The sequence below is a fragment of the Serratia sp. CC22-02 genome, assembly GCF_900182895.1.
Lineage (GTDB): Bacteria > Pseudomonadota > Gammaproteobacteria > Enterobacterales > Enterobacteriaceae > Serratia > Serratia nevei.
Genome location: NZ_FXUD01000005.1, coordinates 199999 through 212807, shown reverse-complemented (window position 1 = coordinate 212807; position 12809 = coordinate 199999). Strand labels below are relative to the sequence as shown.

Here is a 12809-nt window from a genome sequence, read left to right as displayed (position 1 = left end):
CGCCATGATTCGCTTTGCCGTCGTCGGCACCAACTGGATTACGGAACGTTTTATCGATGCCGCCCATGAAAGCGGCAAACTCAAGCTGAGCGCCGTGTATTCACGCTCGCTGGACCAGGCGCAGGCATTTGGCGCCAACTATCAGGTCACGCAGTTTTTCGACTCGCTCGAGGCGATGGCACAGTCTGACGCCATAGACGCGGTGTATATCGCCAGCCCCAATTCCCTGCACTGCCCGCAATCGCTGCTGTTCCTGCGCCATAAAAAACACGTGATCTGCGAAAAGCCGCTGGCCTCCAACCAGCGCGAAGCGGAACAGCTGGTAGCCTGCGCGCGGGAAAATCAGGTGGTGCTGTTCGAAGCGTTCAAAAGCGCCTACTTGCCGAATTTCCTGGCGCTGCAGCAGGCATTGCCGAAAGTCGGCCGGCTGCGCAAAGCCTTTATCAACTACTGCCAATACTCTTCGCGCTACCCGCGCTATCTCGCCGGCGAGAACCCCAACACCTTTAACCCCCAGTTCTCCAACGGCTCGATCATGGACATCGGCTACTACTGCCTGGCCAGCGCGGTAGCGCTGTTCGGCGCGCCGCAGTCGGTGCTGGCCAGCGCCACGCTGCTGGATACCGGCGTGGACGCCCACGGCACCGTCTGTCTGAACTACGGCGATTTCGACGTCACGCTTTCCCATTCCAAGGTCAGCGACTCGGCGATCCCCAGCGAGATCCAGGGGGAAGAAGGCACGCTGATTATCGACAAGATTTCCGAGTGTCAGGGCGTGGCGCTGACGCCGCGCGGCGGCAACCGCCAGGATCTGAGCCAGACACAGCATATCAATACCATGCTGTATGAAGCGCTGGCCTTCGCCGAGCTGATTGAGAAGCATCAGGTGGAACACCCGGGGCTGGAGAATTCGCTGATCGTCGCCCGCCTGCTGACCGACATCCGCCGCCAGACCGGCGTCGTCTTCCCCGCCGACGGAGAATGAGATGAAACCGCTGCTCGTGATGCAAACCGGCGACGCGCCGCAGGCCATTCGCCAGGAACTGGCCAACTTTGAAGGTATGTTCCTGCAACAGGGCAACATCGACGCCGAACGCGCGCACATCGTGCACCTTCCCGCCGGCGAACGGCCGTTGCCGCCGGCCGCCTATTGCGGCGTTGTCATTACCGGCTCACCGGCGATGGTGACCGAACAGCTGCCGTGGAGCGAGGAAGCCGCCGAATGGCTGCGTCAGGCGATGGCGATCAAACTGCCGCTGTTCGGCGTCTGCTACGGCCACCAGCTGCTGGCCTACGCGCTCGGCGGCGAAGTGGGCTACCACCCGCAGGGCATGGAGGTGGGTACGCTGGAGATCGAACTGCTGCCCGCCGCGGCCGAAGACCGGCGGCTCACCCTGCTGCCGCCGCGTTTCAAGGCCAACCTTATCCATTCGCAGAGCGTGCTGACGCCGCCCGCCGGCGCGCAGACGCTGGCGCGTTCGCAGCAGGACGCGCACCAGATCCTGCGCTATGGCGATCACGCCCTGACCACCCAGTTCCATCCGGAATTCAACGGCGCGGTGATGAGCCAGTATCTGCAGTGGCTTGGCGAACTGCATCCCGAGCAACAAGCCCGCTATCAACAGCAACAACAACAGGTTAGCGACACGCCGTTCAGCCGCCTGCTGCTGCAGGGATTCGTCGTCAGCCTCGGCGCGCAAAAAGCGATGGCCGGCTAACGCGATTCACGTTGACCGCCGACACATTTTGCATTACTTTCTGCTCTGCAAAGGGGAGTAACTTCATTGCCGGTCAATCGTCATTACGATGCGCAAGCATCCGGTTACCGGGCAACCTGATGTCAAAGGTGTAACCACCTTCATCAACGTTGTAAGTGAGACCTTGCCGGAAGGCGAGGTTTGCTTGCAGCGTTCACAGAGCGGCTGGCGTCTTCCGACGTTGGCCGTTTTTGTTTTTGAAGGATACCTCTGATGATGAATTCCGTTGGCACACCGTGGTTATGGGGCAGCTTCGCCGCCGTCATAGTCGTGATGCTCGCAATCGACCTCCTGTTGCAGGGCCGTAAAGGCGCGCACACCATGACCCTGAAGCAGGCCGCCAGCTGGTCGCTGGTGTGGGTCAGCCTCTCCCTGCTGTTCAATTTCGGTTTCTGGTACTACCTGAATGAAACCGCCGGGCGCGCCGTCGCCGATACCCAGGCGCTGGCCTTCCTGACCGGCTACCTGATCGAAAAAGCGCTGGCGGTGGATAACGTGTTCGTCTGGCTGATGCTGTTCAGCTACTTCGCCGTGCCGGCCAACCTGCAGCGGCGGGTGCTGATCTACGGCGTGCTAGGCGCGATCGTCCTGCGTACCATCATGATCTTCGCCGGCAGCTGGCTGGTCAGCCAGTTCCAGTGGCTGCTGTATCTGTTCGGCGCCTTCCTGCTGTTCACCGGCATCAAGATGGCGCTGGCGAAGGAAGATGACTCGGCGATCGGCGACAAGCCGCTGGTGAAATGGCTGCGCAGCCACCTGCGCATGACCGACAGCCTGGAAGGCGAGCGCTTCTTCGTGCGCCGCAACGGCATCCTGTTCGCCACCCCGCTGGTGCTGGTGCTGATCCTGGTCGAACTGAGCGACGTGATCTTCGCGGTGGACAGCATCCCGGCGATCTTCGCCGTGACCACCGATCCGTTCATTGTCCTGACCTCTAACCTGTTCGCCATCATGGGCCTGCGCGCCATGTACTTCCTGCTGGCCAACGTGGCGGAGCGTTTCTCGATGCTGAAATATGGCCTGTCGGTGATTCTGGTGTTTATCGGCATCAAGATGCTGATTATCGACTTCTTCCACATCCCGATCGGCGTGTCGCTCGGCGTGGTGGCAGGCATCCTGACGCTTACCTTGCTGATCAACGCCTGGGTCAATCGCCGTAACGATCGCCTGGCGAAGAAATAACCACAATCTGTTATCCGGGGCGCTAGTCGCCCCGCGATTGTTTGGCAATTCCCCCAAAACGCCAAACGTTATTGCGATCACACAAATGTAACCAGTATGTTATCAAGTGTTGATCCGCGCTCAGAATTTCATCCCCGCCTCTTTCCAACATCATTCGATTGCTGAATACTGATTCGGCAAACACACTTAGTTACAGAATCATATAAAGCTACCCGGTGTCGTTCCCGCCGCGGCGGCCAGATAACATCAGGAAGAAAGCACTATGCAAAAACTACTACAAAGGATCACGCAGGGCAGCCTGGTCAAACAAATCATGGTCGGCCTGGTGGCCGGCATTCTGGTGGCGCTGGTTTCGCCGGCAGCCGCGGCCGCCGTCGGCCTGCTCGGCACCCTGTTCGTCGGCGCGCTGAAAGCGGTGGCTCCGCTGCTGGTGCTGATTCTGGTTATGGCCTCGATCGCCAACCATAAACAGGGGCAGAAGACCAACATTCGCCCGATCCTGTTCCTCTACCTGCTGGGCACCTTTGCCGCCGCGCTGGTGGCGGTCGTCGTCAGCTTTATCTTCCCTTCTACGCTGGCGCTGACCACCGGCGCGACGGACATTACCCCGCCGGGCGGCATCGTGGACGTGATGAAAGGCCTGTTGATGAGCGTGGTGGCCAACCCGTTCCATGCGCTGATTAACGCCAACTACATCGGTATTCTGGCGTGGGCCGTCGGGCTGGGGCTGGCGCTGCGCCACGCTTCCGAAACCACTAAAGGGCTGATCAACGACATGTCCCATGCGGTTACGCTGGTGGTGCGCGCGGTGATCCGCTGTGCGCCGCTCGGCATCTTCGGCCTGGTGGCTTCCACGCTGGCGGAAACCGGCTTCGGCGTGCTGTGGGGCTACGCCCAGCTGCTGATGGTACTGCTCGGCTGCATGCTGCTGGTGGCGCTGGTGCTCAACCCGCTGATCGTTTACTGGAAAATCCGCCGCAACCCGTATCCGCTGGTGTTCGCCTGCCTGCGCGAGAGCGGCGTGACCGCCTTCTTCACCCGCAGCTCCGCCGCCAACATCCCGGTGAACATGGAGCTGTGCAAGAAGCTGAATCTGAATGAGGACACCTACTCGGTTTCCATCCCGCTGGGCGCCACCATCAACATGGCCGGCGCGGCGATCACCATCACCGTGCTGACGCTGGCGGCGGTGAACACGCTGGGCATCGCGGTGGACGTCCCGACCGCTCTGCTGCTGAGCGTGGTGGCCGCCCTGTGCGCCTGCGGGGCCTCCGGCGTGGCCGGCGGCTCGCTGCTGCTGATCCCGTTGGCGTGCAACATGTTCGGCATTCCGAACGACGTGGCGATGCAGGTGGTGGCGGTCGGCTTTATTATCGGCGTGCTGCAGGATTCGGCGGAAACCGCCCTCAACTCCTCCACCGACGTGCTGTTCACCGCCGCGGCCTGCCAGGCGGAAGATCAACGGCTGGCGAACGAAGACCCGCTGAAGGTGCGTTAAGCGCAAGTTGCTTCATAAAAAGGCGCTCCCTCGAGCGCCTTTTTTGTCAGCGTTAGAGCGTCACCCCGCTTTTAAAGATCGCCAGCTCGCGGAAATCGTTGGCTTCATTGCGCGCCGGGCGGCCGTTGGCGATCTCGACGATCAGATCGACGAAGCGGCCGAGCAAGGTCTCCATCGCCACGCCGTGGATCAGGCCGCCGGCGTCGAAATCGATCCAATGCGGTTTCTTCGCCGCCAGCTCGCTGTTGGTGGCCAGCTTCACCGTCGGCACAAAGCCGCCGTATGGCGTGCCGCGCCCGGTGCTGAACAGCACCATATGGCAGCCGGCACCGGCCAGCGCGCTGGTCGCCACCGCATCGTTGCCCGGCGCGCTGAGCAGATTCAGCCCCGGCACGCGCAGCCGCTCACCGTACTTCAGCACGTCCACCACCTGGCTCAGGCCCGCTTTTTGGGTGCAGCCGAGCGATTTCTCTTCCAGCGTGGTAATGCCGCCGGCCTTATTGCCCGGCGATGGGTTCTCGTATATCGGCTGTTGATGGGCGATGAAATAGCGTTTGAAATCGTTGATCATGTCGACGGTTTTGTCGAAGGTCTCCCCGTCGCGGCAGCGGCTCATCAGAATGCGCTCGGCGCCGAACATCTCCGGCACTTCGGTCAGCACCGTGGTGCCGCCGTTGGCGATCACATAATCGGAAAAGCGCCCCAGCAACGGGTTGGCGGTGATGCCCGACAATCCGTCCGAACCGCCGCACTCCAGGCCGAACTTCAGCTCGCTCAGGCGGCCCGGCTCGCGGCGATCGTGGCGCATCTCCCGGTACAGCTCGTGCAACAGCGCCAGCCCGGCCTCCACCTCGTCGTCCTGCTGTTGGCACACCATAAAGCGCAGCCGCCGCTCGTCCGCCATCCCCAGCGTGGCGCGAAAAGCATCCACCTGATTGTTCTCGCACCCCAGCCCGATCACCAGCACCGCGCCGGCGTTGGGATGGCGCGCCATGTTCTGCAGCATGATGCGGGTGTTGGCATGATCCTGCCCCAGCTGCGAGCAGCCGAACGGATGGCTGAACAGATGCACGCCGTCGATCCCCTCCGCCTGCGTTTGCTGCAAAAAGCGCTGCTGGATCTGGCGGGCGATGCCGTTGACGCAGCCGACGGTCGGCACGATCCACAGTTCGTTGCGGATCCCCACGTCGCCGCCGGCCCGGCGGTACAGCTGCACCTCGCGATCCGCCGCCTGCGGTGGCAACGCCGGGAACTGCGGCTGGTAACGGTAGCTGTCCAGATCGCTCAGGTTGGTTTTGGCGTTTTGCGAATGAATATGCTCCCCAGGGCCGATGGCCACGAGCGCGTGGCCGATCGGCTGGCCATATTTGATGATGTCCTCGCCCTCGGCGATCGGGCCGAGCGCAAACTTGTGCCCGCGCGCCACCGGCTGCGCCAGCGGAACGGCGACGCCTGCCAGCTCAACCGTGTCTCCGGCGGCCAGGTCGCGCAGCGCTACCGCCACGTTATCCTGCTCGTGAATCTTTATCGTACTTTGCATAAACCGGTCCCGGATAACGGCTACGCCAGGTCAATGGCGAAATAGTCTTTGGCGTTGTCGAAGCAGATGTTTTTCACCATCCCGCCCAGCAGCGCGATATCGGCCGGCGCTTCGCCGTCCGTCACCCAGCGGCCGATCATCTGGCAAAGGATGCGGCGGAAGTATTCATGGCGCGTATACGACAGGAAGCTGCGACTGTCGGTCAGCATGCCGACGAAGCGGCTCAGCAGCCCGAGCTGCGCCAGCTGCGTCATTTGGCGCTGCATGCCGTCCTTCTGATCGTTGAACCACCAGCCGGAGCCAAACTGCATCTTGCCCGGCGTGCCTTCCCCCTGGAAATTGCCGATCATGGTACCGATCACTTCGTTATCGCGCGGGTTGAGGCAATAGAGAATGGTTTTCGGCAGGCCGCCCTGCCGCGCCTGGGCATCCAGCAGCCGCGACAGCGGCTCCGCCAGCGGCCGATCGTTGATCGAGTCGAAGCCGATATCCGGCCCGACGGCGGCCAACATGCGGCTGTTGTTATTGCGCAGCGCGCCGATGTGATATTGCTGCACCCAGCCGCGGCGCCGGTATTCGCCGGCCAGGAACAGCAGCACCGCGCTTTTGAACTGCGCGCTCTGTTCCGGCGTCGGCAGCTCGCCGTTCAGGCGACGCAGCAGGATCGCATCCAGCGTCGCTTCATCGGCCTCGCCGAACACCACCACGTCCAGCGCATGGTCGGCCACCTTGCAACCGTGGGCGGCGAAGTGATCCATACGCTTGTGCAGGGCGTCGCACAGCATGCTGAAACGGCCGATGGCGGTGTCCGCCGCCGCCTCCAGCTGCCGCAGATAGTCATTGAAGCCGGGCGCATCGATGGCGAAGGCCTTGTCTGGCCGCCAGCTCGGCAACACCTTGATATCGAAGCTATGATCGTCGGCGATCGCCCGATGGTGGCGCAGATCGTCGATCGGATCGTCGGTGGTACCGACCATTTTCACGTTCATCTGCCGCATGATGCCGCGCGCGCGAAACTCATCCTGCGCCAGCAGCGCATTGCCGCGCTGCCAGATCTCATCCGCCGTGCTCGGCGACAGCAGCGTCCCGGTGATGCCGAACGGCCGGCGCAGCTCCAGGTGCGTCCAGTGATAGAGCGGGTTGCCAATGGTGTGCGGCACCGTGGCGGCCCAGGCGTCGAATTTCTCGCGATCGCCCGCATCGCCGGTGCACAGCCGCTCCGCCACGCCGTTGGTGCGCATCGCCCGCCATTTGTAGTGATCGCCCCGCAGCCAGATATCGTACAGGTTGCTGAAGCGGGTATTCTCCGCAATCTGCTGCGGCGGCAAATGGCAGTGGTAGTCGAAAATCGGCTGCTGCGCCGCGTAGTCATGGTACAAACGCCGGGCAAATTCGCTGTCCAGCAGGAAATCTTCGCTCAAAAACGTCGCCATCTCGGGCTCCTTACCTTACTTGCCGTGCGGCACAGGGATCGAATCACAAAAGTTATCACACCAATTTTAGCGAGCGTCCAGCAAATTTTTCCCGCCATCTGCCGTTTTGCTGTCCTCCAATCCCTTTTTCACTCGTTTTTACGGCAAATGTGCGGCATAAACGCCCTATTTCACCGGCGACAGTATCGCTCAGGCGAATAATTCCTTTTGTGATATCACTCAACTTTTAAACCTGTATGACAGGTTATTGTCTCGCCAGCCGCATCGCCGGCCATACCTTCAAACGGGGAGACATTTCGGATGCGTAAAATTAAAGGGTTACGCTGGTACATGATCGGGCTGGTGACCGTCGGCACCGTGCTGGGTTACCTGACCCGCAACGCCATCGCCGTGGCGGCGCCGACGCTGGAAGATACGCTGCACATCACCACCCAGCAGTATTCCTATATCGTCGCCGCCTATTCCGCCTGCTACACCGTGATGCAGCCGGTGGCGGGCTATGTGTTGGACGTGCTCGGCACCAAGGTCGGTTACGCCATGTTCGCCATTCTTTGGGCGGTGTTCTGTATGGGCACCGCGCTGGCCAACAGCTGGGGCGGACTGGCGTTGGCGCGCGGCGCGGTCGGCATGGCCGAGGCGGCGATGATCCCCGCCGGGCTGAAGGCCAGCAGCGAGTGGTTTCCGGCCAAAGAGCGTTCGATCGCCGTCGGCTATTTCAACGTCGGTTCGTCGATCGGCGGCATGATCGCCCCGCCGCTGGTGGTATGGGCCATCGTGGCGCACAGCTGGGAGATGGCGTTCATCATCACCGGCGTGCTGAGCCTGATCTGGGCCATCTGCTGGCTGCTGTTCTACAAGCACCCGAAAGATCAGAAGAAACTGAGCCAGGAAGAGCGTCGTTACATCCTCGAAGGCCAGGAAGCGCAGCACCAGACCTCAAACGCCAAAAAGATGTCCGCCTGGCAGATCGTGCGCAACCGCCAGTTCTGGGGCATCGCGCTGCCGCGCTTTCTGGCGGAACCGGCCTGGGGCACCTTCAACGCCTGGATCCCACTGTTCATGTTCAAGGCCTACGGCTTTAATCTGAAAGAGATCGCCATGTTCGCCTGGATGCCGATGCTGTTCGCCGATCTCGGCTGCATCGTCGGCGGCTACCTGCCGCCGCTGTTCCAGAAGTATTTCAAGGTCAATCTGATCGTCTCGCGCAAGCTGGTGGTGACGATGGGGGCGGTGTTGATGATCGGCCCCGGCATGATCGGCCTGTTCACCAGCCCTTATGCGGCTATCGCGCTGCTGTGCGTCGGCGGCTTCGCCCATCAGGCGCTGTCCGGCGCGCTGATCACCCTCTCTTCCGACGTGTTCGGCCGCAATGAGGTGGCGACCGCCAACGGCCTGACCGGCATGGCGGCCTGGACCGCCAGCACGCTGTTCGCCCTGGTGGTCGGCGCCCTGGCGGACACCCTCGGCTTCAGTCCGCTGTTCGCCGCGCTGTCGGTCTTCGACATTCTCGGCGCCATCGTCATCTGGACGGTGCTGCAAAACCGCCCGGCCGCCGAACCGCAACCCGCCGCGCTGCAGCCGGCCCCGGCGCGCAGCTGATCCCGCCGCCCGGCCGCCGCGCCGGGCCTTTTGCTCCTCTGGCAGCGGTGCCGAATAAGTGGTATAACAAATCCGATGGCCACGCGCCCCCTCCCACCGCACCGTATAGAGCATTCACTATGGAATTCACCGAAACCAGACGCCTGTATCAGCAACTGGCCGCCGAGCTTAAGCAACGTATCGAAAGCGGCCGCTACCCGGTAGGCGACAAGCTGCCGGCCGAGCGATACATCGCCGAAGAGATGAATGTCAGCCGCACCGTGGTGCGCGAAGCGATCATCATGCTGGAAGTGGAAGGCTATGTGGACGTGCGCAAGGGATCCGGGATCCACGTGGTGTCCAACCAGCAAAAACACCTGGTGGTGCCGGGCGACAGCATCGAGTTCGCCACCGCGGGCCCGTTTGAGCTGCTGCAGGCGCGCCAGCTGATCGAAAGCAACATCGCCGAATTCGCCGCCACCCAGGTGACCAAACAAGATATCGTGCAGCTGATGGAGATCCAGGAGCACGCCCGCAAAGAGGATCGCTTCCGCGACTCGCAGTGGGATCTGAAGTTCCACGTGCAGGTGGCGCTGGCCACCCAGAACACCGCCATGGCCACCATCGTAGAAAAAATGTGGGTGCAGCGGGTCAACAACCCTTACTGGAAGAAACTGCACGAGCATATCGACGAACGTTCGATCGCCAGCTGGTGCGACGATCACGATCAGATCCTCAAGGCACTGATGCGCAAAGATCCTTACGCCGCTAAACTGGCGATGTGGCAGCACCTGGAAAACACCAAGCAGATGCTGTTTAACGCCACCAGCGACGACTTCGAATACAACGCCGACCGCTACCTGTTCGCCGAGAATCCGGTGGTGCATCTGGATGGCGTGAGCCACGAGCCGAAATAGCCCCGGCGGTCAAAAACCGTCGGCTTATGTCAGGTAATGTAAAATCCGCTGAATCGATGCCGGAACCGCCGTTTGCCGTGTACTATTTCACCGTCGGCAACGTAGATTTCCCTGTTGCCAATCGTGCTATTTTGGTAGAGTTAGCCCACTTTTTTACCCATTGCTGCGGGGGCGGGACGCGAATAAATGCGCTGGTTGTTTGCCATGCTGATTGCTGTTTTCTGCTGGACCGGTTCGGTCTCCGGCCAACAGCTATGCGTGGCGTCACCCAAGCCAACCCCCAGTGCGCTGAGCAGCCTGCCGCTGCTGGCGGAGCCGGCGCTTTCCCCCTATGATCATGTGTATCGGGCGCCGGCCGAAGCGCGCCGCAAAGCCCCCGGCAAGTTGCCGCTGCTGCTGCCCAGAGCGCACTCTTTCCCCGGTTCGCTGCTCGCGTCCTCCCTGACGGCACCGGTCTATACCCTGGCCGCAGAGCCGGGCTACCGAATTCGTTTCCCCCGCCAGGACACCCCGGCCCCCAACCGGCTTGCCCAGGTCGACTGGACGCTGGACGCCTCCAGGCAACAGAGCCGGCAGGCCGGCTGGAAAGAAAGCAACATGCAGTACCGTGGCACGCTGACTTACCACCTATGACCGGTGTCGCACCGCTTAGAAACCTTAAAGCAACGCCGTTTCATCGTTATCAGCATTCAGGATCGCCGCGCGCTTTCAGCCCACGCCCGCTCCGCCGCTGAGATAAAAATAAACAATGACGTTTTAGGAACACCGGATGGATATCATTAAAGAACTGATACATGCCTTGTGGCAGCAGGATTTTGAGACGCTGGCGAACCCTTCGTTGGTGTGGACCCTCTACATTCTGCTGTTCATGATCCTGTTTTTGGAAAACGGCCTGCTGCCGGCCGCTTTCCTGCCGGGCGACAGCCTGCTGATCCTGGTTGGCGTGCTGATCGCCAAAGGCACCATGGGCTTCCCGCTGACCATCGTCATCCTGACCGTCGCCGCCAGCCTGGGGTGCTGGGTCAGCTATATACAGGGCCGATGGCTCGGCAATACGCGAACGGTGCAAGGCTGGCTTTCGCACCTGCCGGCCCACTACCATCAGCGCGCTCACAACCTGTTCCACCGTCACGGGCTTTCCGCCCTGCTGGTCGGCCGCTTCCTGGCCTTCGTGCGCACCCTGCTGCCGACCATCGCCGGCCTGTCCGGCCTGAGCAACGCGCGCTTCCAGTTCTTCAACTGGATGAGCGGCCTGCTGTGGGTCTTGATCCTGACGACGCTGGGTTTCGCGCTGGGGAAAACCCCGGTGTTCCGCAAGTATGAAGATCAGCTGATGTTCTGCCTGATGATGTTGCCGCTGGTGTTGCTGGTGGTCGGGCTGGTCGGCTCGCTGATCGTGCTGTGGCGCAAAAAACGCGCCGGCAGCCAGAATCCGGGGAAAGGGGCGTGACAGCAAAGCGCCCGCGCTGGCAATACGTCTTGATGATCGCGCTCGCCCTGCTGGCGTTGGCGACGCTGTTGGTGCCCTGCATGGTGCGCACCGAGAGCGAGCTGCGCATTCGCGCCAGCCAGCAAGGGCTGTCGCTGCCCGACGGTTTTTACGTCTATCAGCGCCTGGATGAGCGCGGCATCCGCATCAAAAGCATTACGCCGGAAGGCGATGGCCTGGTCATCCGTCTGGATTCGCCGGAGCAGCAATTGCTGGCGCGCGAAGCGCTGCAAACCATCCTGCCGCCCGGTTACCACATCGCGTTGAGCGAGTCCCCCGTGCCGTCGCACTGGGTACGCGAATTTGCGCGTTCCCCACTCAATCTGGGATAATCCCCTTCATAGGAAGGGGTTTCCTTTCATTGCCATTATCTTCATTTTCATTCGCATCGATTAGCTCAAGAATTAATCAGTCGGCACTGAGTCACGGCTGATTCTTTGGGGGCACGCCGGTTTCATGACTATGCTGAAGGGTAACTTCAGCCGGCGATGAACGCCCTCCTCTCGCGCTGCCGCCTTCGGCAGTCAGGAAAGCGGATGCCTGTTCAGGCATCCCATGAAAAGGAACTGAAAGATGAAATTACGCCATTCACTGTTACTGCTGTTGCCACTCTGCACGCTGCCGGCGCTCGCTTCGGCCGCTGAGGGCGGCTGCGCCGCCAAAGCGCAAGACATCCAGCAGCAAATCGACTACGCCACCCAACACGGCAACACCCACCGCGTGGACGGGCTGAAAAAAGCGCTGAGCGAAGTACAGACTCACTGTACCGAAGCCGGCCTGCAGGCCGAACGCCAGAAAAATATCGCGGAGAAGCAGCGCAAGGTCGACGAGCGCCGACAGGAACTGAAAGAAGCACAGCAAACCGGCAAGCTGGACAAGGTCGCCAAGAAGCAGCAAAAGCTGGCGGAAGCGCAGGCTGAGCTGAAACGCGCCCAGGCGGAATAATTTTTTTACACCAGCGGATTTATCGATGAGAGCCCCATCACACGGGATTTCTTAAGCATATGGAATTGATGTCTGGTGTTATCTGCTGGCCATCACCCCTTTGCTCCGGCGAAAAAATCCGCTATGTTAAAAGTCTGTCGAAATAAACGTTAAGGAATAATCACATGGCACATGATTCAAATGCAGAAAACTTACGCGCTGAACTGAAGTCCTTAGCCGATACGCTGGAGGAAGTGCTGAACTCCTCCACCGATAAGCCGAAAGCCGAGCTGGAGAAGCTGCGTTCGAAAGCGGAAGGCGCGCTGAAAGAGAGCCGCGCTCGCCTGAGCGACGCCGGTGACAAGCTGGCTTCGCAAACCAAACAGATCGCCGGTCAGGCCGACGACTACGTGCGCGACAACCCGTGGACCGGCATCGGTATCGGCGCGGCGGTCGGCGTCGTGCTGGGCGTGCTGCTCGCGCGTCGTTAA

The 12809-nt window shown here is 61.2% G+C and carries 14 protein-coding genes; 11 read left to right on the top strand and 3 right to left on the bottom strand.

The features are described 5' to 3' along the window. Positions 1-4: 4 nt before the first annotated feature. From QOL81_RS17995 to sstT, 4 genes are all read left to right on the top strand, one after another. The gene (locus QOL81_RS17995) at positions 5-985 is read left to right on the top strand and encodes a Gfo/Idh/MocA family protein (protein ID WP_070915396.1); all 981 of its coding nucleotides are present in this window, start codon (positions 5-7) and stop codon (positions 983-985) included. 1 nt (position 986) lies between these two features. Beyond that, a complete protein-coding gene (locus QOL81_RS17990) occupies positions 987-1718 on the top strand; it encodes a glutamine amidotransferase (RefSeq protein WP_060424716.1) in 732 nt (243 codons plus the stop codon). A 252-nt stretch (positions 1719-1970) separates the two neighbouring features. Next, positions 1971-2939 (top strand): TerC family protein, encoded by a 969-nt coding sequence (locus QOL81_RS17985; RefSeq protein ID WP_060424713.1) that lies wholly within the window; start codon positions 1971-1973, stop codon positions 2937-2939. Positions 2940-3201: 262 nt separating this feature from the next. Next, entirely contained in the window at positions 3202-4437 is a 1236-nt protein-coding gene (gene sstT, locus QOL81_RS17980) for a serine/threonine transporter SstT (RefSeq protein WP_060424710.1), read from the top strand. A gap of 52 nt (positions 4438-4489) precedes the next feature. Here sstT and QOL81_RS17975 read toward each other — a convergent pair whose 3' ends face one another. The 3 genes from QOL81_RS17975 to QOL81_RS17965 are packed head-to-tail and all read right to left on the bottom strand — an operon-like array spanning position 4490 to position 7633. Then, the gene (locus QOL81_RS17975) at positions 4490-5977 is read right to left on the bottom strand and encodes a UxaA family hydrolase (protein ID WP_070915399.1); all 1488 of its coding nucleotides are present in this window, start codon (positions 5975-5977) and stop codon (positions 4490-4492) included. A 20-nt stretch (positions 5978-5997) separates the two neighbouring features. Then, positions 5998-7410, bottom strand: a complete 1413-nt coding sequence (gene uxaC, locus QOL81_RS17970; protein WP_060424706.1) for a glucuronate isomerase — start codon at positions 7408-7410, stop codon at positions 5998-6000. 55 nt (positions 7411-7465) lie between these two features. After that, entirely contained in the window at positions 7466-7633 is a 168-nt protein-coding gene (locus tag QOL81_RS17965) for a hypothetical protein (protein ID WP_154618198.1), read from the bottom strand. Between the two features lie 77 nt (positions 7634-7710). Between QOL81_RS17965 and QOL81_RS17960 the strand changes: the two genes are divergently transcribed. The 7 genes from QOL81_RS17960 (at position 7711) to QOL81_RS17930 (ending at position 12809) form a co-directional block, all read left to right on the top strand. Beyond that, positions 7711-9009 carry an MFS transporter gene (locus QOL81_RS17960; RefSeq protein ID WP_060424703.1) on the top strand — a complete coding sequence of 433 codons (1299 nt, stop codon included), beginning with the start codon at positions 7711-7713 and terminating at the stop codon, positions 9007-9009. Positions 9010-9128: 119 nt separating this feature from the next. Further along, the gene (gene exuR / locus QOL81_RS17955; protein ID WP_033636102.1) at positions 9129-9905 is read left to right on the top strand and encodes a transcriptional regulator ExuR; all 777 of its coding nucleotides are present in this window, start codon (positions 9129-9131) and stop codon (positions 9903-9905) included. 186 nt (positions 9906-10091) lie between these two features. Then, positions 10092-10538 (top strand): hypothetical protein, encoded by a 447-nt coding sequence (locus tag QOL81_RS17950; protein WP_060424701.1) that lies wholly within the window; start codon positions 10092-10094, stop codon positions 10536-10538. A 136-nt stretch (positions 10539-10674) separates the two neighbouring features. After that, entirely contained in the window at positions 10675-11355 is a 681-nt protein-coding gene (locus tag QOL81_RS17945; RefSeq protein WP_049198505.1) for a DedA family protein, read from the top strand. Further along, positions 11352-11726, top strand: coding sequence for an EnvZ/OmpR regulon moderator MzrA (gene mzrA, locus QOL81_RS17940; protein WP_004937130.1), 375 nt, complete (start codon positions 11352-11354; stop codon positions 11724-11726). Before QOL81_RS17945 ends, mzrA begins: the two co-directional genes overlap by 4 nt. A gap of 241 nt (positions 11727-11967) precedes the next feature. Next, a complete protein-coding gene (locus QOL81_RS17935) occupies positions 11968-12339 on the top strand; it encodes a DUF1090 domain-containing protein (protein WP_033636105.1) in 372 nt (123 codons plus the stop codon). A 164-nt stretch (positions 12340-12503) separates the two neighbouring features. Further along, a complete protein-coding gene (locus QOL81_RS17930; RefSeq protein ID WP_060424699.1) occupies positions 12504-12809 on the top strand; it encodes an ElaB/YgaM/YqjD family protein in 306 nt (101 codons plus the stop codon).